Annotated in this window: 20 protein-coding genes; 2 read left to right on the forward strand and 18 right to left on the reverse strand. The window is 63.7% G+C overall.

Translation table 11 applies throughout. The features are described from left to right. Positions 1-3: 3 nt before the first annotated feature. From tatC to BKX98_RS04420, 13 genes are all read right to left on the reverse strand, one after another. On the reverse strand, positions 4-870 hold the full coding sequence (gene tatC / locus BKX98_RS04360; RefSeq protein WP_038991052.1) for a twin-arginine translocase subunit TatC: 867 nt from the start codon (positions 868-870) through the stop codon (positions 4-6). Between the two features lie 9 nt (positions 871-879). Beyond that, positions 880-1095 (reverse strand): Sec-independent protein translocase subunit TatA, encoded by a 216-nt coding sequence (gene tatA, locus BKX98_RS04365; protein WP_022875116.1) that lies wholly within the window; start codon positions 1093-1095, stop codon positions 880-882. A 31-nt stretch (positions 1096-1126) separates the two neighbouring features. Continuing rightward, positions 1127-1441, reverse strand: a complete 315-nt coding sequence (locus BKX98_RS16745) for a hypothetical protein (RefSeq protein ID WP_143181014.1) — start codon at positions 1439-1441, stop codon at positions 1127-1129. A 45-nt stretch (positions 1442-1486) separates the two neighbouring features. Next, on the reverse strand, positions 1487-3493 hold the full coding sequence (locus BKX98_RS04375) for a YafY family protein (protein ID WP_066138297.1): 2007 nt from the start codon (positions 3491-3493) through the stop codon (positions 1487-1489). Between the two features lie 93 nt (positions 3494-3586). Further along, positions 3587-3982, reverse strand: coding sequence for an FKBP-type peptidyl-prolyl cis-trans isomerase (locus BKX98_RS04380; protein WP_066138294.1), 396 nt, complete (start codon positions 3980-3982; stop codon positions 3587-3589). A gap of 16 nt (positions 3983-3998) precedes the next feature. Then, positions 3999-4934 carry an FKBP-type peptidyl-prolyl cis-trans isomerase gene (locus BKX98_RS04385; RefSeq protein ID WP_158024652.1) on the reverse strand — a complete coding sequence of 312 codons (936 nt, stop codon included), beginning with the start codon at positions 4932-4934 and terminating at the stop codon, positions 3999-4001. A gap of 121 nt (positions 4935-5055) precedes the next feature. Continuing rightward, positions 5056-6429, reverse strand: coding sequence for a Pup--protein ligase (pafA, locus tag BKX98_RS04390; RefSeq protein WP_073706248.1), 1374 nt, complete (start codon positions 6427-6429; stop codon positions 5056-5058). A gap of 78 nt (positions 6430-6507) precedes the next feature. After that, complete coding sequence (locus tag BKX98_RS04395; RefSeq protein ID WP_038991046.1) at positions 6508-6693, reverse strand: ubiquitin-like protein Pup; 186 nt, start codon at positions 6691-6693, stop codon at positions 6508-6510. Positions 6694-6760: 67 nt separating this feature from the next. Next, positions 6761-8377, reverse strand: a complete 1617-nt coding sequence (gene dop / locus BKX98_RS04400) for a depupylase/deamidase Dop (protein ID WP_073706249.1) — start codon at positions 8375-8377, stop codon at positions 6761-6763. Next, the gene (gene arc, locus BKX98_RS04405) at positions 8374-10083 is read right to left on the reverse strand and encodes a proteasome ATPase (RefSeq protein ID WP_369826762.1); all 1710 of its coding nucleotides are present in this window, start codon (positions 10081-10083) and stop codon (positions 8374-8376) included. Before arc ends, dop begins: the two co-directional genes overlap by 4 nt. Before the next feature lie 148 nt (positions 10084-10231). Next, positions 10232-11290, reverse strand: coding sequence for a tRNA (adenine-N1)-methyltransferase (locus BKX98_RS04410; protein ID WP_038991044.1), 1059 nt, complete (start codon positions 11288-11290; stop codon positions 10232-10234). A 42-nt stretch (positions 11291-11332) separates the two neighbouring features. Next, entirely contained in the window at positions 11333-12460 is a 1128-nt protein-coding gene (locus BKX98_RS04415) for a site-2 protease family protein (RefSeq protein WP_038991043.1), read from the reverse strand. Next, on the reverse strand, positions 12457-13170 hold the full coding sequence (locus BKX98_RS04420; RefSeq protein ID WP_073706250.1) for an HAD family phosphatase: 714 nt from the start codon (positions 13168-13170) through the stop codon (positions 12457-12459). The genes BKX98_RS04415 and BKX98_RS04420 overlap by 4 nt, the downstream gene beginning before the upstream one ends. An 83-nt stretch (positions 13171-13253) precedes the next feature. Between BKX98_RS04420 and BKX98_RS04425 the strand changes: the two genes are divergently transcribed. Beyond that, positions 13254-14162 carry a proteasome assembly chaperone family protein gene (locus BKX98_RS04425; RefSeq protein ID WP_073706251.1) on the forward strand — a complete coding sequence of 303 codons (909 nt, stop codon included), beginning with the start codon at positions 13254-13256 and terminating at the stop codon, positions 14160-14162. Between the two features lie 32 nt (positions 14163-14194). Here the strand turns inward: BKX98_RS04425 and mshC are convergent, their stop codons facing one another. The 3 genes from mshC to BKX98_RS04440 form a co-directional block, all read right to left on the reverse strand. Next, positions 14195-15457 carry a cysteine--1-D-myo-inosityl 2-amino-2-deoxy-alpha-D-glucopyranoside ligase gene (gene mshC, locus BKX98_RS04430; protein WP_073706252.1) on the reverse strand — a complete coding sequence of 421 codons (1263 nt, stop codon included), beginning with the start codon at positions 15455-15457 and terminating at the stop codon, positions 14195-14197. A gap of 127 nt (positions 15458-15584) precedes the next feature. Beyond that, positions 15585-16409, reverse strand: coding sequence for an undecaprenyl-diphosphate phosphatase (locus tag BKX98_RS04435; protein ID WP_073706253.1), 825 nt, complete (start codon positions 16407-16409; stop codon positions 15585-15587). Positions 16410-16487: 78 nt separating this feature from the next. Then, entirely contained in the window at positions 16488-16697 is a 210-nt protein-coding gene (locus BKX98_RS04440) for a hypothetical protein (protein ID WP_073706254.1), read from the reverse strand. Between the two features lie 44 nt (positions 16698-16741). On the opposite strand from BKX98_RS04440, the gene BKX98_RS04445 reads away from it, so the two are divergent. Beyond that, positions 16742-16975, forward strand: coding sequence for a DUF5703 family protein (locus BKX98_RS04445; RefSeq protein ID WP_038991036.1), 234 nt, complete (start codon positions 16742-16744; stop codon positions 16973-16975). 33 nt (positions 16976-17008) lie between these two features. Here BKX98_RS04445 and BKX98_RS04450 read toward each other — a convergent pair whose 3' ends face one another. Together BKX98_RS04450 and BKX98_RS04455 are read right to left on the reverse strand one after the other, a co-directional pair. Continuing rightward, entirely contained in the window at positions 17009-18148 is a 1140-nt protein-coding gene (locus BKX98_RS04450) for an acyl-CoA dehydrogenase family protein (RefSeq protein WP_073706255.1), read from the reverse strand. Positions 18149-18195: 47 nt separating this feature from the next. Beyond that, positions 18196-19512: a M20/M25/M40 family metallo-hydrolase gene (locus BKX98_RS04455; RefSeq protein ID WP_073706256.1), complete on the reverse strand. Its 1317-nt coding sequence runs from the start codon at positions 19510-19512 to the stop codon at positions 18196-18198. Between the last annotated feature and the right edge of the window lie 56 nt (positions 19513-19568).

Raw genomic sequence — 19568 nt, forward strand, 5'->3', positions numbered from 1 at the left:
GGATCAGAGCTGGGATTTCGGTTCGTCAATCGGGCTTGGGGTATCAATGCCAGAAGTTTCGCCACTGGCCAAGCGCTCATTCTCGGCTTCCTGCGCCGCCAGCTTCTTCGCGCGCTTCTTGTCATTGAAGTGGCAGATCAAGGTAGCCACCGCGAAGGTGATGAACAATGGCCCAGCCAACGCGAACATCGTGATCGCATCGCCACCCGGTGCAGCCATGGCGGCCACCAGCGCAATAAGGAAGACGGTGATGCGCCAGTGCTTCAAGATGAGCTTGGCTGGCAGGATGCCCACCATGTTCAGGCCGACCATCAGCACGGGCACCAGCATGGCAAGGCCGAATGCCAGCAGCAGGCGGAAGATGAAGGGCAGGTACTCTGAAATGTTCAGCAGGTTATCGGAGTTCTCCGGCGACAGGCTGATGAAGAATTCCAGTGCGAAAGGCAGAACGAAGTACGCCATCGCGACGCCGCCAAGGAACAGCGGCACCGCAGCGGCGACGAAACTGTAGCTCAACCGGCGCTCGTTCTTCTTCAGCCCCGGGACGATAAATGCCCACAACTGGTAGAGCCATACCGGGGAGGAAACGATGAGGCCAACGAAGAGCGCTACCTTGATCATGATGTCGAAGGGCGACATCACTGCGGTGAATACTACCGAGCCGCCTGCATCTTTCACAGGTGCAATCAGCAAGGCAAGCAGCCAGTCGTAAACGAAGAAGCCGGCAACCGTACCCAAGGTCAGCGCAATGAGCGACTTGAATAACCGGTTGCGCGCTTCAATCAGATGCTCTTTAAGAGCCATCCGACCTTCGTCGTTCTTGACCCGCTTCTTCTTGCCGCGCGGGTTCTTGTCTTTATTTGTTGCCACTGAAGAGGTCTACGAGTTGTTCTTTTCGTTGGGGTTCGGTTCATTGACGGTGCCATCAACGGTTTCCGATTTAGGATCGTCGTCCTTCATCTGGCGAACCTCGGACTTGAAAATGCGCAACGACTGACCCATCGAGCGAGCCAAGCCTGGAAGCTTTGGAGCGCCGAACAGCAGAAGCGCCAGCACGATAATGATGACCAGATGCCATCCCTGTAAGCCACCCATGTGGATTCCCTTCTCTTTCTTTAAGTCTACGTCAGAACAGGCGCAGATCACGCATGTTCTGAGCTTGGCCGCGCTGTGCGCGACGTGCGACACGTCGTACTCGACGCGCCTCGATTCTTTCGGCTCTCCCCTGATCGCGAAGCGCTTTGATCATCTCCGGATCCCCATGCGTCGCATCGGTTCCGTGCGGGTAGCGACGCGGGTTCGCAGCGTATTCGACGACGCTGCCTTCTTGGCTTAAACCGGCACTGATGTGATCAGCCGCGTCGCCAAGGCCCTCAACGACCGCCATGCCTCGTTTGAATAAACGGAAGCCGGCAATCACTGCTGCAAGTACTGTTGCCAAAACGAGTACAGTCCACAAAAGGACCCAGAACCACCAAGGAAGCATCTACTTATCCTCATACATTGCGATAGCCTCGTCCAACCAACCCACTACATGTTCGCGCGTAGCGTCAGGAGAGACCACAGTCAGTTTACCGCTATGGCGAGCCACCAGCGGCGCAGCTACTTGGTGATCCGAGAACTGGACCTTGGCCAAATATCCCGCACCGATCCTTCCCGTAGACCAGGATGACGGATGGAATGCTTCGATAACCGGCAAGATTTCCGCGTCAACATGGACAATGACCTGTAGATCCTCGTCGCTGGACTCGTAGCGGATCTGGACATCCTGCTGGTCTTCATGCCGGGATTCCAGCTCGAAGTGTTCACCGATAGTTTCCACGCTTAACATCCGGTCCACCCTGAAAGTTAATACGCTGTGTCGTTTTCGGCACCATGCGCGCAGATACTGCACTGCGCCATCTTCAATGAGCCGGATCGGTTCCACATCGCGAAGCTGGTGCGTGCGCGAACTGGCCGAGTAGTAGTCGATGCGCACGACGTCCTGGGACCGTATTGCCTGGACCAGCTGCTGCGGAATGTCGTTCTCCCGCGCCTTGGAGAGCGCGAAGCCCAGCGCCCCGCTCCAGCCGTCAAAGCGGGCCACGGCGGAGTTGACCTTGGCCAGCGCGGCATCGAGCACCTGCTGGTGCTCGAACTCGGGAATGCTCGCCAGGGCATTGAGCCCGCCGAGCACGGCCACTGCCTCCAGCGGTGCCAGCTTCTGCGGCTCGGCGAGCAGTGCCGCATTGGAGATCGTCACGGTATCGGACTCGACGTCTCCGTCGTTGACGTTGATCAGCTCATCGTGCTGGCCGTTTGGCACGCCGCACATCATGATCATGGCCAATTCTTCGCGCACCTTGGCAACGCTCATGGCGTAGCGTTCGGCCAGCTCCCCGATTTCCACGACACCGTGGGCGTGCACATATTGGATCATGTCGATATTCCGCATGACCTGGGTCGTGGTGGTGCCACGGCCGGTGGCGCGATGCGGACGGAATTTCACGTCTGCAAAGTCGCCCTCGGTGCCCTGGCTGCTCTGGGCGGTGCGTGCGTCGCGCAGAATCTGCTGCACCTGCGTTACGAGTTCGGCCGGCGCCAGGACTTTGGCTGCCGGACCGTAGGCGGCCAGCTGCCGGGCAAATGAATGCGGATCCGCATAGCCGATCTGCAGCTCATCCTGGTCGCTGCGTCCATTCACTGCTTGGGCACGCAGCGGAATGGCGTCATCGCCCAGGAGCAGCACCGTTGCCATCAGCCCCGGATGCTGCAGGTCGAAGTCCTGCAGCACCCGGGTCATGTCGAAATCTGCCGGGCGGGCACGATACTGCCCGTTGGACCCAGCACCGCCATGCCGGAAGTTGGCGAACTTGCCCTGCACCCGCGAAAGGCGGAAGACGCGGGTGTCGTCCCGCGTATGGTCGTAGCCGGTGAAGTACCAGTTGCCGTAGCGCTGGCCGATCCCCCACACATCGACGATGCGGTCGCTGCGCGTTCCGTTGGAGGACGTGTAAGCGAACTTCAACGTGTTGCGGTTGAAGACGGCCAGGGCGCATTCCCGGAAGTTCGGTTCATCCATGGACAGGCGCGGAACCAGTGAGCCGGCCAACGGGGCGACCGGAGCGGCATCGCCTTCAAGCCCGGTGACCCGGGCGGCTGCGTTGAGCCCGAGCGTCTGCAGCTTGGTGTCTTTCCAGAGGCTCGCGGCCAAGGCGACGAGGCCGGCTTCCGCGGGGCTGAATTCCACCGGCGGCAAGAACCAATCGGTCGTATCGATGCTGTAGTACGTGACATCGTCGATCACTTCCTTGTCCAGCTGCAGCCCGAAGTCATTTCGGATGTCATCCTTGAGGCGATCCAGTGCCTTCTCGCGGGTTTCCTTGCTGCCTTCCGGCACCAGGTATGATCCAATGCGCTCGGCGTTGAACTTCCGTGATTTGGTAGCCAGCGCATAGATGAGGCTGGTCAGGCGTTCTGCCTTGCTGGGTCCAGGAGTTTGCTTTGTGCTCACGTGCCTACAGTAACCAATTTTCACTTGCAACGATGACTTTTAAGACAGCAACGGCCCCGATTCGTGAATCGGGGCCGTTGCCAGCACATGGAATTACTTCGTGCCCATCAAATCGACAACGAAGATCAGCGCTTCATTAGGACCGATGGCACCCGGGGCGCCACGCTCGCCGTAGGCCAGGTGCGATGGGATGTCCAGGCGGCGGCGGCCTCCGACCTTCATGCCCAGCAGGCCCTGGTCCCAGCCCTGGATGACCATTCCGACGCCCACTGGGAAGTCGAGGGTCTGCCCGCGGCCCCAGGAGGAGTCGAATTCCTCGCCGGTTGACCAGGCGACGCCTACGTAGTGCGCCTGGACGGTGGTGCCTGGGGTGACCTCAGCGCCGGTTCCCTCGATCAGGTCGGTGATGACCAGTTCTTCAGGAGCGTCGGTGCCCGGGAAATCGATCTCCGGCTTGGTGCGGTCGTAGTTGCGTTCTCCGAACGACATGCTCACGGCCTTTCTGTTACTTGCTTTCGCTTACCTTGTCTAATTCTACGTAGAAGACCAGTGGGCCTGCAGGCCGGCCCTGGGCTTCAGCGTTTTCGCCGTAGGCCAAGTCGGTCGGGATGGTCAGCAAGACCTTGCTGCCTTCCTTCAGGCCCTGGAAGCCCTGCAGCCAGCCCTCGATCACGCCTCCGGCCATATCGGCCTCGAAGCCTTCTTCGCTGTCGAAGTTGCCGTCGAACTTCTTGCCGTCTTCCCAGCGCACGCCGTGGTAGTGGGCGGTGACCTTCGAGGTTTCGCCAACGGCTGGCCCGTCTCCTTCTTCAAGGACGTCCACGGCCAGCCCTTCAGGAGCCTCGGTGTCCTTCGGGATGGTGATCTGCGGATCGCCCTTGCCGGTCTTCACGGTGGGGAGCTTGCCCTCGTCCTTGAGCTTCTTGACCTCGTCCTGGCCCAGGGTCTGGCTAGGGCTCTTGGAATCGGCGATCTTGATCACGATCAGCCGTTCGGCACGCGAGCCCTCGGCCGGTTCGGCCACGGAACCATCTGCCTGCTGCACGCCTTCAATCGCCGCATAGGCGATCCAGTCGCCAATCTGGGACTTCAACAGGGTGTCGTACAGCTCGGGCATCTGCTCCTTGAGCGTCTCGTCAACCTTCATCGGCGACGGATCGGCGGTGAAGTTCTCATTGGTCAGCAGGCCGTCAATGGTCTTGTAGAGGCCCGACTGGATCTGGATGGTGTCGCCTTCCTTGACGTCCGCTCCCTCGCCCTCCACCACGGTGACAGCTTCTGCCTTCTCGGTCAGCAACGGGGCATCGAACTTGACCTCCGGTGCGGTCTTGTCATCTGCTGCTGGCTTGACGTCGATGTCGCTCAGGGCTGACGAACCCGAACCGCAGGACGCCAGGGCAAGGATGGACGCGGTGGCGCATACTGCCAAAACTTTTCGCACGAATCTTCTTTCCGGTTGGATTAGCTGGTCTTGCATTGCGGGCTTGCCTGAAGGGCATGGCTCGAAATGGCCTGCGTCCAGCATAGATGTTTTTGCTGTGTAAATACTTGTTTCCAGCTTGCTATTGCTGCTGGCCCATCAGCTCGATGAGCTCGTCGATCTGCGGATTGCTGGCAGCGAACGGGTCCTTGCACAGCACGATGCCGCCCGGACCGTCCTCGTACTTCATGTGCACCCAGTCCGCGCTGTAGCGCCGTCCGTTGGCCCGTGCGGCACGAATGAATTTGCTGCGCAGCGCCGCGCGTGTCGTGGCCGGCGGGTTGTTCACCGCCTGCAGGATTTCGGCATCGGAGACCACCGAGCTGGCCAGGCCGCGGCGCTTGAGCAGGTGGAACAGCCCGCGCTGCGGATCGATGTCGTGATAGGTCAGGTTCAGCTGCGCGAGCCGTGGCGCCGAGAGCTTCAGCGAGTTCTTCTGCGCATAACCCATCAGCAGCTTGTGCTTGATGGCCCAGTCGATGTCCTTGTCGATCAGCGAGAAGTCCTGGCTCTCTACGGCGTTCAGGGTGCGTTCCCATAATTCCAGGACGGTGTCGACCTGGTCGTGGTGCGCGCCGTGGCGGGCGATGAATTCCTTGACCGATTCGAAGAGGATCCATTGGATCTGCAGTGCGGTGGGCTCGTCGCCTCCCATCAGCCGCACCACGGTCTGGCCGGTGAAGTCATGGGAGATCTGGCGGATCGAGCGGATCGGGTTTTCCAGCCGCAAATCGTGGTAGATCTCCCCCGATTCGATCAGCCGCAGCACCAGGTCGGTGGCGCCGATCTTGAGCAGCTGGGTGGTTTCGCTCATTGTCGAATCGCCCACGATGACATGCAGCCGGCGGTGGTACTCGGCATCCGCATGCGGCTCGTCGCGGGTGTTGATGATCGGCCTCGAGCGCGTCGTGGCCGAGGAGACCCCTTCCCACATGTGGTCGGCGCGCTGGGAGAAGACGTACTTGGTTTCCCCCTCATCGGTGATCAGATGCCCTGCACCGCACAAGAGTTGGCGGGTGACGAGGAAGGGGATGAGCATGTCGGCCAGGCGCTTGAACTCGATCTTGCGCGGGATGAGGTAATTCTCGTGGCACCCGTAGGAGTTGCCGGCGGAGTCCACATTGTTCTTGAACATGTAGATCCGGCCTTCGTGGCCTTCTTCGGCCAGCTGGTCTTCGGCCTGGTCGACGAGGTCGAGCATGAAGACTTCGCCTGCGCGGTCATGGGCGATCAACTGCTTGAGCTGGTCGCATTCGGCGGTGGCGTACTCGGGGTGCGAGCCGACATCCAGGTAGAGGCGCGAGCCGTTCTCCAGGAAGACATTCGAGCTGCGCCCCCAGCTGACCACCGGCTTGAACAGGTGCCGTGCGGCATCTTCCGGGGTGAGCCGCCGCCCATCGGACGGGACATAATTCAGTCCGAACTCAGTTTCCAGACCAAAAATTCTGCGATCCACGCGAAGCTACTTCCCCTCAACTGCGGTTCTGCGCCGGGTGGCAGAACACGACGTCCAAAGCCGAAAGCCCGCGGGGGCTTACTGGCCGCCCTTTTGCACGAATCCGCGCACGAACTCCTCGGCGTTGGATTCAAGCACCGAGTCGATCTCGTCCAGCAGGTCGTCCACGCCGGCGGACTGGCCGGTGGTGTTCACCTGGACCTGCTCGGCTTCGGCCTGCTGGTCATGGGTGTTGCGGCGGGACGAGAAGCTTTCCTGTGTCATCGTTTTCTCCTGACATAGTCGCGAATCCCGGAATTACGCACCGGGACTCATACCTATTCTGCGCCGATTAGCGGCGCCGCGCCAATTCGTCGATAAATTCCGCAATCTCCAACTCGGCCTCGAACAGCTCGCCCACCTGCGCCCGGGTTCCGGCCAGCGGCTCGGGCATGTGGAAGCGGCTGATCTTGCGCGCCCCGGGCACGGCGAAGGACAGCGCATCCCAGTTCGCCGCGACCACATACGGCGCATAGCGCTGCAGGGTCATGCCACGCAGGTAGGCGCGGGTATTCTCGGGCGGCGCGCTGACCGCCTGGTTGATCTCCTGCTGGCTGAACAGCGTCTGGATGGCTCCGCGTTCGGCCAGCCGGTAGTACAGCCCCTTGTTTGTGCGCAGATCCGCCCATTGCAGATCTAGCATCGCCACGCGCGGATCCGACAGCTCCACTCCGTGGCGCTGGGCAAACCCGTTGACCAGCTGGTATTTGGCGATCCAGTCGATCTGATCGGCAGCGTCCATCGGGTCGCGCTCGAGCAGATCCAGCATCTGCGCCCAACGGGTGAGGATCTCGGTGGTATCCGGATCCGCAATCCCCCGTGCCGCGCAGTAGCTTAACGCCGCGTGCAGGTAATGGCGCTGGATCTCGATGGCGGTCAGCTGCACCCCGCCGCGCAATCCCACCTTGGCCTTCAGCGTCGGATCGTGGCTGATCTGCTGCAAGGCCAGGACCGGCTCGGCCAGTTCCAGCTGCGGGGCCATGCCCGCTTCGATCAGCGAGAGCACCAGGTTGGTGGTGCCCACGCGCAGCAGGGTGGAGATCTGTCCGAGGTTCGCATCCCCGATGATCACGTGCAGCCGCCGGTACTTGTCCCAGTTCGCGTGCGGTTCATCGCGGGTGTTGATGATCGGGCGGTTGATCGTGGTTTCCAGCCCCACTTCGGCTTCGAAGAAGTCGGCGCGCTGGGAGATCTGGAAGGCGGCCCGTTCGTTGAGCATGCCCTGGCCTACCCGCCCGGCACCGCAGAAGATCTGGCGGCTGGCGAAGAACGGGGTGAGCCCGCTGGCAATGGCGGAGAACTCGATGCCGCGCGGCATCAGGTAGTTCTCATGAGAACCGTAGGAGACCGACTTGTTGTCGGTGTTGTTCTTGTAGAGCAGCAGTTCCCCGCTGCCCAGGCGCGCGGCGGCCTGGGCGGCGCGGCGCATCACCTCATCGCCGGCCTGATCCCAGAGCACCGCGTCGCGCGGCGTCATCGTTTCCGGGCTGGAGTATTCCGGGTGGGCGTGGTCCACGTACAGGCGTGCGCCGTTGCCCAGCACCATATTCATCACTACATCTGTGGAGTCCTTCTCCTGGTAGAGCGTGGATCCCACATGCGCGTCATTGCCATCGAGCGCAATGGACTCGGCGGTCCAGATGCCCTCGTCCTCCAGCCCCGGTTCCACGTCGGTCAGCTGGCTCGGGTGCGCCTGCGCGCGGTCCATGGCGAAGCCGCGCGCATCCTGCAGCGGGGATTCGTCGGAATAGTCCCAGCGCGCGGCCTTGGCCGCCGAGTCCTGCTCGGCCACCAGTTGCGCGTAGGCGTCGACGATCTGCGCCGAGAGCACCGTCGCGTTGGCCTTGGGCATGTTCGGGCGGATGATCCCGTATTCGGTTTCCAGGCCGACCAGCCGACGGGCGCTCATTTGCCGGCCTGCTGGTTGACCAGGGAACGGATGTTGCTGATCCGCTCGCCCTTGCGCCCGGAAATCCGCGCCCAGTCATCGGGGTTGGTGGTGTTGGGCATGTCTTCGTGCTCGGCGAATTCCTCGCGGACCGCGCGCAGCAGGTACTCGGTTTTCAGGCCGCGTTCGTTGTCCGTGATCAGCGCCTTGATGGCGTGCTTCTTGGCGCGGTCCACGATGTTGTGGATGACCGCGCCGGAGGCGAAGTCCTTGAAATACAGCACCTCGGTATCGCCGGTGACATAGGTGACTTCGAGGAATTCGTTGATCCGTTCGGTGGAGTACATGGCCTTCACCGCCTCGCGGATCATCCGGGCGATGGTGGCGGAGGCATCGCCGGCATCGGCCGCGAGCTCATCGGCGTGCAGCGGCAGCTGCGTGGTCAGGTACTTGCTGAAGATTTCCGCGGCGCCCTCGGCGTCGGGACGGCGGATCTTGATCTTGACATCCAGGCGTCCGGGCCGCAGGATCGCCGGGTCGATCATGTCCTCGCGGTTCGAGGCACCGATGACGATCACGTTGTCCAGCCGCTCCACGCCATCGATTTCGGCCAGCAGCTGCGGCACGATGGTGGTTTCGACATCCGAGGAGACGCCGGTGCCGCGGGTGCGGAACAGCGCTTCCATCTCGTCGAAGAACACCACGACCGGATCGCCGTGCAGCGCCTTTTCGCGGGCGCGGGCGAAGATCAGCCGGATGTGGCGTTCGGTTTCGCCCACGTACTTGTCCAGCAGCTCCGGGCCCTTGATGTTCAGGAAATAGCTGCGGTTGCTGGTGCCTTCCTTGCGCTCGGCGACCCGCTGGGCCAGCGAGTGGGCCACGGCCTTGGCGATCAGCGTCTTGCCGCAGCCCGGAGGGCCGTAGAGCAGGATCCCCTTGGGCGCGCTCAGCCCGTGCTCGCGGTACAGTTCCGGATGGGTGAAGGGCAGTTCCACCGAATCCTTGATGGCTTCGATCTGCGAGTTCAGCCCGCCGATATCTGAGTAGGCGATGTCCGGCACTTCTTCGAGCACCAGGGATTGCATGTCGGTGAGCTGGACGCGGGAGACCGCCATGCCCGAGCGGGAATCAATGGACAGCTGGTCGCCGACGCGCAGGTGCATCTCGCGCAGCGGTCCGGCCAGCTCGATCACGCGCTGGTCATCGGCCCGGGCCATGACCACTGCGTGGTGGTTTTCCAGCAGTTCCTTGACCGTGACCAGTTCCCCGGTTTCCTCGAAGCCCAGGGCGGCAACGATCACCAGTGCTTCGTTGAGCAGCACCTGCTGGCCGATGACCAGCTTCTCGAAGTCCAGCAGCGGGCTGACCGCCACGCGCATCTTGCGCCCGGAGTAGATCACGTCGGCCGCCTGCGCGCCGGTGGATTCGATGCCCAGGCCCGGTTCGGGATGCTTGCGCGGGTGCTTGGCCACGATGGTGCCGTGGCTGAAGGGGGTGTCGCCGTCTTTTTCCAGCGCGGCCTTCAGGTTGATGATCTGCTCGCGCGTGGTTTCCAGCAGGGCGACCAGCCGCTTGTTGTTCCCGCTGATTCCTGCCAGCTGCTTGTCGAGGTTGCGGTTCTTGTCGCGCAGCACGTTGACCTGGCGTTCGGTCATCTGCAGCCGCTCGGCCAATTGTTCTGCTTCGCGATTATCGTTCACGTTCCAACCTCCAACATCCAACGCCATCCGGGCCCGTTCTGGGAGCCTGATGAAGTTTTTCCAGTGCATGGCGCACCGGCTTGCTTCCATCCTAGGAACTGAAGGCCCCGAGTGCAGAACACCCGGGGCCTGAATCCGCATAATGAGACGTTGCGTCTCAGCATGCGGATGCTGCTCAGGCGCCGCCGGCGCCTTCGGCGTTTTCCTCAGCTGCGCGCACGCGCACCGACTGGTTGGCGTCGCGCGCGGCACGGCGCAGCTTCTTGTCCGACAGGCCGCGCTCGCCCAGGGCTTCTGCCGTCCATTCGTCCTCAGCGTGATCGCGGGTCCAGGCGCTGAGGTCCTCGTCCGAGTAGGAGTGCTCCTTGATCCGCTTGGCCTTCGGGATGCCGTCAGCCGAGTCGGCCAGCCGGCGGCAGGTGATCAGGAAGGCGGTATGCGCGACCATGCGGTGATCCGGGCGCACCGCGAGGCCGTCGACGTGCCAGCCGCGGACCAGGGTTTCGAAGCATTCGGGCTCGGTGAACTGGCCGGAGGCGCGAATCGCCTCGACCACCCGGGACATCTGGGTCACTGAGGAGACGTAGTTGGTCCACACCCCGCCCGGCGCTAGCACGGTGGCTACCGCGTCAAGGCATTCCCAGGGGCTGAGCATGTCCAGCACCACGCGGTCGATGCTGCCTGGCTCTTCGAGCTCCACAACCTTGTCCTGGAAGTCGCCGATGGAGATCTGCCAGGACGGGTGGTCTCCGCCGAAGACGGTAGAGACGTTGCCGCGGGCGATGTCGGCGAATTCCTCGCGGCGCTCGAAGGAGTGCAGGAAGCCCTCGTCGCCCACCGCGCGCAGCAGCGAGATGGACAGCGCGCCGGAGCCGACGCCTGCCTCGACCACGCGGGCACCGGGGAAGATGTCGCCGAACTGCACGATCTGCGCCGCGTCCTTCGGGTAGACCACGGTAGCTCCGCGCGGCATGGAGAGCACGAAGTCCTTGGCCAGCGGGCGCAGGGCCTGGTAGCGGAAGCCGTCGGCATTCTCGATGACCGAGCCCTCGGGCAACCCGATGATGTCCTCGTGCGGCAGCACGCCCTTGTGCGTGTGGAATTCCCCGCCGCGCTGCAGGGTGATGGTGTTGATCCGGCGCTTCTCGTCGGTCAGCTGCACGCGGTCCCCGACCCGGAAGGGGCCGCGGCGGGCTGCCGCTCCGTGGGGGGCCTGGCTGATGGCTTCGCTCACTGATGTGATCCTTTTCTTGGTGCTTTCAGTCTGTCTAGAAGTCTACTTGCGGCGTCCGGTGACGGCGTTGACGATCTGCCGCTGGTGCAGCAGGCCCACCACGTTCCCGGTGGAGCTGATCACCGCGTATTCGGCGCTCTCCACGCTGGCCAGGTAGTCGACCAGCGCGCGCCCGTCCGAATCCTCGGCGACGATCGCGCCTTGGCCCAGGGCGCGGGAGACTGCCAGCGCCGGAACCTGCGCCGCCTGGCTTCGATCCACCCGGGACAGTGCCTGCGCGTCGATGACCCCGACGGGCATCCCCTTCGGGTCCACCAGGATGATCTCTCCCCCGCGTGCCGCCTGGCGCGCCAGCACGTCGGCAACGCTGGCGTGCGAGACCATGGCCGAGGCCGGGCGCATCAGGTCGGTGGCGATTACCGTGGGCAGGTTCAGCATCATCTTGGAGTGCGCGATCAGCTGCGTGGTGGCCTGCCACATGAACATCGCCACCATGATGCCGACCACCACGGTGATGATCTGCGGCTGCTCGCCGCGAATGAGTGGATAGATGACGAAATAGCCGATGAGGCCCACGGCGATCGCCCGGCCCACCCAGGACGAGGCGATGGTGCCCTTGAACTGGGACCCGGTGGCCTTCCAGACGATGGACTCGACCAGCCGCCCGCCATCGAGCGGAAGCCCCGGCAGGGCGTTGAACGCGCCGAGCAGCAGGTTGGCATAGACGAAGAAGTCAAGCAGCAGGTTCGGGTACACGCCCAGGGTGGCGTTTTGGATCACCAGCCAGCCCAATCCGGCCAGCACGAAGTTGGACAGCGGCCCGGAAAGCGCCACCCAGAGCGACGCGCCGGGCTTGGCCTTGAAGGAGCCGAACTGGGTGTGCCCGCCCATCAGGGTCAGCACAATGTGCGCATCGGGCCATTTGAAGGCGCGCGCGGTCATCGCGTGGGCCACCTCGTGGACCAGCACCGCCACGGCGATGGCCACGGCGCAGGCCAGGCCCATCAGGTAGGCGCTCAGCGGCGGGATAATGCCGCCGCGCGCCAGCTGGATGCCCACGCTGAAGGTGATCACCGCGGTGATGATGAACCACGAGCTGGAGAGGTAGACCGGGACGCCGCCGATGCGGCCCAGCTTGATTCCGGGGGACTTTTCCTGGGTATCGCTCACGCGCTGACCTGCACCAGCCAGCGGGACATTGCGGCCACATCCACGGAGGCCAAGGAGTCGATCCGGCGCCACTTGCCCTCGCCGGGGTCGGTGGCGTTGGGAACCAGCACCGCATGCAGCCCGGCCGCGGACGCCGAGGCGATGCCCGGCACCGAATCCTCGAAGCCGATGCACTGGGAGGCGGACAGCTGCTGGCCGGTGGCTTCGCCCAGCAGCCGCAGTCCGCGCAGGTAGGGCTCGGGGTGCGGCTTGCCCTGGGCCACCTCTTCGCCGGTCACGCTGGCCTGGAAGGTGCCTTCGGGGATGGCGAGCATCAGCTCGTCGACGATGCTGCGCTCGGACATGGTCACCAAGGCCTGCGGGATCCCTGCCTGCTTGCAGGCGGCCAGCAGCTCGCGCGCTCCAGGGCGCCAGGGGATTTCGCGGCGGATGCCGGCAACCACCCGGGCCGAGAGCCAGTCGATGATCTCGCGGATTTCCAGCTGCACCCCGGCCAGCTGCAGGGCGCGGGCGCCATCGGGCAACGCGTTGCCGACCAGGGCCAGGCCCTGCTCATGGCTCCAGGTTCCGCCATGGGAGACCACCAGCTCGGCTTCGGCAGCCAGCCAATAGGGCTCGGTGTCGATCAGCGTGCCGTCCATATCCCACAACACGGCTTGCGGGGTTGCGGGCTTGGTTCCGGCGGCAAAGTCAAAACTGGTGCTTGGCATGAGTCCATTCTAGATGGAAGAGTGGGGCTAAGCCGCCTCGGCGAGCCACGCCGGGTACATCGAGTGCTGCCAAGGAGTCGTCAATGAACGAGGAATACCACGCCCCGACGCTGGACAGCTATATCGCCAAGACCCAGCATGAGATTCGCCCCACCATTGTCCTGGCCGCCTTCGAGGGGTGGAACGACGCCGGCTCGGCGGCGACGGATGCCGTGCGCCTGCTGCTCGAATCCCACGAGTACGAGCATCTGGCCACGGTGGGCGAGGACGACTTCTACGACTACCAGTTCACCAGGCCCAAGACCCGGCGCACCGAGAGTGGACGCGTGGTGGAATGGCCGCGCACCGAGCTGTTCAAGATCGCGCTGCCGCAGGCGGCCGCCGACCTGCTGGTGGTCCTCGGTGTCGAGCCGACGTTCAAGTGGCAGGCGTTCTGCTCCCGGATCATCAAGGTGGCGCAGGAGCACAATGCCCATGCGGTGCTGAGCGTGGGCGCGTTGCTGGCCGACGTGCCGCATACCCGCCCGGTGCCGACCTCGCTGGCCAGCGACGATGCGCGCTTGCAGGAGCATCTGAAGATCAGCGCCTCCAGCTATGAGGGGCCCACCGGAATCCCCTCGGTGCTCGGTGTGGAGTTCGAACGCTACGGAATCCCGAGCCTCTCGCTCTGGGCGCAGCTTTCCCACTATGTCGCCCAGTCCCCCAGCCCGCGGGTCCAGCTGGCCATCATCGAGCTGCTGGAGGAGATCCTCCCGGTCTCCGTGCGCGACCAGAAGCTGCGCGAGGATGCGCTGGCCTGGAAGCATGGGGTGGACGAGCTGGCCGCGGCGGATCCGGATGTCGCCAAGTATGTCGAGCAGCTGGAGCAGGCCACCGACACCAGCGAACTGCCCGAGGCCAGCGGCGAATCCATCGCCCGGGAGTTCGAGCGCTACCTGCGCCGCCGCGGAAAGTACCGCACGGACGGCCCGGGGTCCGACTACGATATTTGAGGCGGACCCCGGGTTGCGTGCGAAGCAGCGTGCTAGAGCTTGAGCCCGAGCAGCGCGTCGATGCCGTCGCGCAAGGCGTTGGCGCCCTCGCCATTCGAGCTGGCAGGCTGTGCGGCCCACCGGTCGATGGCATCCAGCGCGGAGGGCGCATCAAGGTCATTGGCCAGGTGCTTGCGGATCTGGGCCATCACGCTGGCCGCATCCTCGAGGCTGGCGCTGGCCAGCGCCTCACGCCAGGCCGCCACGCGCTGCTGCGCGGTGGCCAGCAGTTCATCGGTCCAGAACCAGTTGCTGCGGTAGTGCTGGGAGAGCAGCACGGCGCGGATCGCCACCGGCTCGACGCCGGCGGCGCGCAGCTTGGAGACCAGCACCAGGTTGCCCAGGGACTTGCTCATCTTCTCGCCGTCCAGGCCCACCATGCCGGTGTGCACGTAGGCCTGCGCGAGTTCGGCATGGTCGCCGGCGGCCGCGTGGGCCGCGGAGAATTCGTGGTGCGGGAAGATCAGGTCCGAGCCGCCGCCCTGGACGGTGAACGGAGCCGGCAGGGTCTTGCGGGCAATCACCGAGCATTCGATATGCCAGCCGGGGCGGCCTTCGCCCAGCGTGCCGCCATCCCACCGGGGCTCGCCCTCGCGGGCGGCACGCCACAACAGCGGATCCAGCGCGTCGCGCTTGCCTGCGCGGTCCGGGTCGCCGCCGCGTTCGGCGAAGAAGCCGAGCATGGTCTCGCGGTCGTAGTTGGAGACCGATCCCAGCGTCCAGGCATCGTTCTGCGCGGCCATGGTGTCGAAGTACACGTCGCCTTCGACCCCATCGGCACCGGCCGGCACGCGGTAGGCCAGGTCCGCGTCGAGCAGCTGCTCGACCACGGGGACCAGCCAGCCGATGGATTCCACGGCGCCGATGTAGTTCTGCGGCGGGATGACATTCAGCGCTTCCATGTCGTCGCGGAAGAGCTGGATCTGCGACTCGGCCAGTTCCCGCCAGTCGACGCCCGTGGCCGTTGCACGCTCCAGCAGCGGATCGTCCACGTCGGTGATGTTCTGGGTGTAGGCCACGGTTCGCCCGGCATCGAGCCAGGTGCGCTGCACCAGGTCGAAGGTGACATATGTGGCGGCGTGGCCCATATGGGTGGCGTCATACGGGGTGATTCCGCAAACGTACATGCTTGCCGGCGCAAGAGCCTCATCCGCTGGCGCAGTGGCCTGCTGGGTACCGGTGGCGGTGTTGAAAAGTTCCAGTGTCGGTGCTGAACCAGCCACCTGAGGTACCTCAGGGTTTTTCCACGCGTGCACTTATGAACATCCTTTCGCAGATGCGACGTATTTCTTCCTTTAAGTCCAAGTGAAGCAGGACAAGGTTTATTCCGGTTAACTGCAAGATGTCCGTGAAGCAGTCCACGGACATCTTTCATGGGATGAATCAGGCGGCCATCCAGCCCAATCCGAGAGCGACGAACAGCGCCAGGCCCAGCAGGATGCGGTACCAGACGAAGAAGCGGTAGGAGTGGGTGGAAACGAACTTCAGGAACCAGCCCACGATCAGGAAGCCGACGATGAAGGCGACGACGGTGGCGACACCAGTCTGCGCCAGGGTGTAGACCCCCGGCTCATCGAAGGACTTGGCCAGCTTGTAGAGTCCCGAGGCGAACACCGCAGGGATGGCCAGCAGGAACGAGTAGCGGGCCGCCGCCTCGCGGGTGTAGCCCATGAGCAGGCCCGCGGTGATGGTGCCGCCGGAGCGCGAGACGCCCGGAATCAGGGCCATGGCCTGCGCGAAGCCGTAGAAGATGCCGTGCTTGACGGTCAGCTTCTCCAAGGTGCGCTGCTGCTTGCCGTAGTGGTCGGCGATGGCCAGGATCAGGCCGAAGACCACCAGGGTTGTCGCCACGATCCACAGCGAACGGAAGTTCGTATCGATGTAGTCTTCCAGCAGCAGGCCCAGGATCGCGATGGGCAGGGAGCCGACGATGATCAGCCAGCCCATCTTGGCATCGGGATCCGAATGCGGGATCTTGCCAGCCAAGGCCTTGCACCACGCACCGATGATGCGCACGATGTCACGCCAGAAGAAGACGATCACCGCGGTTTCGGTACCCAGCTGGGTAATGGCGGTAAAAGCCGCCCCGGGGTCTTGGGCGTTAGGCAAAAGTTCGCCAACGATGCGCAAGTGGGCGGAGGACGAGATCGGGAGGAACTCGGTCAGGCCCTGGATCAATCCTAGGAAAGCTGCTTCAAACCAATTCACCCCTCGACATTACTTCACGGATTGCGAGTATCCGGACTCAGAAACACGTAATGCGAAAAATTCACCCCGTGGTCGTACTCACGCATCATCCGAGGGTATGGTGAAGGGCAAAAGCTCGGAATACTGTTCATAGAGGGCGTCCTCATAGTCTTCGAAGGCATCGGCCAACGCGCCAAAGGCGGCGTCGACGGAAGCCTCGGCGGCACCGCGGCTCTGCGACACAATTGCCAGATGCTGCTCCAGGCGGGCAATAAGTGCTTGCAGTGCAAAACTCGGATCAGTACTCATAGCATGAGGCTACAACGCATGGCGTTCTTTAGATAGGGGGCAGGATGCTCGAAGAAAGAATTAAGCCGCCGCTGCATCATCCCGATGACCAGCGCTTCGAATACCTGGTCATCACCTCTTTCCCCGGCGAGCCGAAGAATGTAGCCCGGGCAGCCCTTCGCGAGCATGCGGATAACGGCAAATGGGAGCTGATGCGCACCTGCCGCTACGAGGGCGGCGCCTACAAGTATTGGCTGCGCCGCCGCGTGATGCGCATTCGCAGCACGCTGGCTCCCTGAACCGCCGCTAGGCAGGCTGCGCCGGGCCTCGGCCTAGCTGTCGAGCGGGCCGACCAGCCAGGAGGCCACCGTGTTGGCAGCCGACGCCGCATTGGACGGGTGGTACCAGCTGGCTTGCACGTCGCGGTAAAGCCGTTCGAATTCCGAGCCGCGGAAATACCCGCCGCCGCCCAGCAGCTGGCCGGCAACCTGGACGTTTTCCCGTGCGGTGTCCCCTGCAATGGTTCGCAGCGTCACCAGCTTCGGGAACCAGGCGCCCTGGTGGTCCGCCTTGGCTTCCAGGTCGCCGGCCACCGAGCGCTGGAGGGCATCCAGGGACAGCAGGCGCATGGCCGCCTCCGCCAGCAGGCCGCGGGCGCGGACATCCTGCGAATACTTGGTCCCGTCCTGGTGCACTCGATCATTCAGCGCCTCCTGCGCCAGGGTCACCGCACGATCGGCGATGCCCACGTAGACGCTCGCGGTCAGGGTGAGGAAGGACGCGAAGATGCCGAAGATCAGCGGGTCCGCGTTCGGGCCGGCCGGCAGACGGCTATGCACCCAATCGCTGGGAGCCACCGCATCCTCCAGCTTCGTGGTGTGCGACTGGCTGGCCCGCATGCCCAGGGTGTTCCAGTCGTCCATCGACTGCACGCCTTCACCGCGGGCGACGAAGCCATGGACGAGCTCCCCGGAGTCCTGATCCTTGCCGAACACCCCCAAGCGGGTGAACGCCGGGGAAAGCGAGGTGAAGATCTTCACGCCGGTGAATGCCACCGAACCATCGGCAGCGGTGGCCGCACTGGTCTTGGAGTCGAAGAGCACCGCATCGTTGCCTGGTTCCGAAATCCCGAAGGCCATCACCTCGCCCTCGGCAATCCAATCGGCAACCATGTCCAAGCGCCGGTCCCCGCGGGCCTGCAGCAGATAGGCGACGCCTGCCCAGACCTGGTGCATGTTGATCGCCAGCGCCGTACCCGGCGCGGCAGTGGCAAGGCGGCGCTGCGCCAGCGCCAGGGTGTCGAAACTCCACCCCAGTCCCCCGCGATCCGCCGGCACCAGCGCCTTGAGGTAGCCGAGTTCCACCAGCTCGTTGAAGTCCTCGATGGCGAACGCGTTCGCCTCGTCATAGCCTGCGGCCCGGCCGCGGAAGCGTTCAAGCAGCTCGTTGGTCAGTACTGATTCGATGGACAAGGATTCTGCTCCTGGTTTCTCTTGTGCTCGCTGGGAGGAGGATGTTTCTAGTAGTCCTGCAAGAGCTTCTGCAGGACCCGGACGCCGAATTTGACGGAGTCCACCGGCACTCGTTCATCGACGCCGTGGAACATTCCGGTGAAGTCCAGTTCGGCGGGAAGCTGCAGCGGCGCGAATCCGTAGCCGGTGATCCCCAGCTTGGCCAGCCATTTGTTATCGGTACCGCCGGAGAGCATATAGGGCAGGACCACCGCATCCGGGTCCTCGGACAGCAGCGATTCGATCATCGAATCCACCAGCGCCCCGGCGAACGGCACCTCAAGGGAATCCTGCTCATGCACCATGGACAGCTCGACATGTTCCCCGGCCAATTCGCGCAGGGTCTGCACGGTGGCTTCGTGCTGCTCGGGCAAGGTGCGGCAGTCGATCAGGGCTTCAGCCTGGCCGGGAATGACGTTGTGCTTGTAGCCGGCGTCCAAGGCGGAAGGGTTCGCGGTATTCTGCAAGGTCGCGCCGACGAACCTCGAGACGTTGCCCATGGCCGAGAGCAGCGGGGCGGGATCTGCTTCATTGAAGTCCAGCCCGGACAGCTCGGCTACCTGTTCCAGCAGGGCGCGCGTGGTCTTGGTATAGGACAGCGGCCATTGATGCTCGCCGATGCGGTGCACGGCTCCTGCCAGATGGGTGACCGCATTGTCGCCGTTCAGCTGCGAACCGTGCCCGGCCATGCCCTGGGCGGTCAGCTTCAGCCAGGCGATGCCCTTTTCCGCGGTCTGCAGCATGTAGGCACGGCGGCCGTTGATCTCGACCGAGAACCCGCCGACTTCGCTGATCGCCTCGGTGGCGCCGGCAAAGAGCTCGGGATGGTTCTGCACCATCCAGCCTGCGCCATAGTCCCCGCCGGCTTCCTCGTCGGCAAAGAAGGCGATGACCAGGTCGCGCCGTGGGGTGATCTTTTCGCGCTGCAGATGGCGGATGGCGGCGATGATCATCGCATCCATGTTCTTCATGTCTACCGCGCCGCGTCCCCAGATCATCGAGTCGATGATCTCCGCACCGAAGGGATCCACGCTCCAGTCTTCGGCGATGGCCGGCACGACATCCAAATGGCCGTGCACCACCAGGGCCGGCAGCACCGGGTCGGCACCCGGAATACGGGTGAGCACATTGGCCCGCCCGGGAGCAGATTCGTAGATCTTGGCGTCCAGGCCAACTTCCTGGAGCAAACCGGCAACATATTCGGCGGCCTCCAGCTCACCTGCACCCTTGTTGCCGCCGTAGTTCGTCGTGTCGATCTGGATCAGTTTCCGGCAAATCTCGACGGCTTCATTTTCCATGCGTGCAATGGCGTCGGCAGTGGGCATCGCAATTGATCCTCTCGTAGCAGTGCTCTGCCATACACACTAGTCGGCCAAGGCCC

The organism is Glutamicibacter sp. 0426 (assembly GCF_001906485.1).
Lineage (GTDB): Bacteria > Actinomycetota > Actinomycetes > Actinomycetales > Micrococcaceae > Glutamicibacter > Glutamicibacter nicotianae.

What these genes read in the sequence shown, in the direction of transcription:
- tatA (WP_022875116.1), bottom strand. Translation starts at nt 1,095, where the DNA reads ATGGGTGGCTTACAGGGATGGCATCTGGTCATCATTATCGTGCTGGCG.
- BKX98_RS04380 (WP_066138294.1), bottom strand. Translation starts at nt 3,982, where the DNA reads ATGTCGTTCGGAGAACGCAACTACGACCGCACCAAGCCGGAGATCGAT.
- BKX98_RS04395 (WP_038991046.1), bottom strand. Translation starts at nt 6,693, where the DNA reads ATGACACAGGAAAGCTTCTCGTCCCGCCGCAACACCCATGACCAGCAG.
- dop (WP_073706249.1), bottom strand. Translation starts at nt 8,377, where the DNA reads ATGAGCGCCCGTCGGCTGGTCGGCCTGGAAACCGAATACGGGATCATC.
- arc (WP_369826762.1), bottom strand. Translation starts at nt 10,083, where the DNA reads ATGGCGTTGGATGTTGGAGGTTGGAACGTGAACGATAATCGCGAAGCA.
- BKX98_RS04420 (WP_073706250.1), bottom strand. Translation starts at nt 13,170, where the DNA reads ATGCCAAGCACCAGTTTTGACTTTGCCGCCGGAACCAAGCCCGCAACC.
- BKX98_RS04425 (WP_073706251.1), top strand. Translation starts at nt 13,254, where the DNA reads ATGAACGAGGAATACCACGCCCCGACGCTGGACAGCTATATCGCCAAG.
- BKX98_RS04440 (WP_073706254.1), bottom strand. Translation starts at nt 16,697, where the DNA reads ATGAGTACTGATCCGAGTTTTGCACTGCAAGCACTTATTGCCCGCCTG.
- BKX98_RS04445 (WP_038991036.1), top strand. Translation starts at nt 16,742, where the DNA reads ATGCTCGAAGAAAGAATTAAGCCGCCGCTGCATCATCCCGATGACCAG.
- BKX98_RS04455 (WP_073706256.1), bottom strand. Translation starts at nt 19,512, where the DNA reads ATGCCCACTGCCGACGCCATTGCACGCATGGAAAATGAAGCCGTCGAG.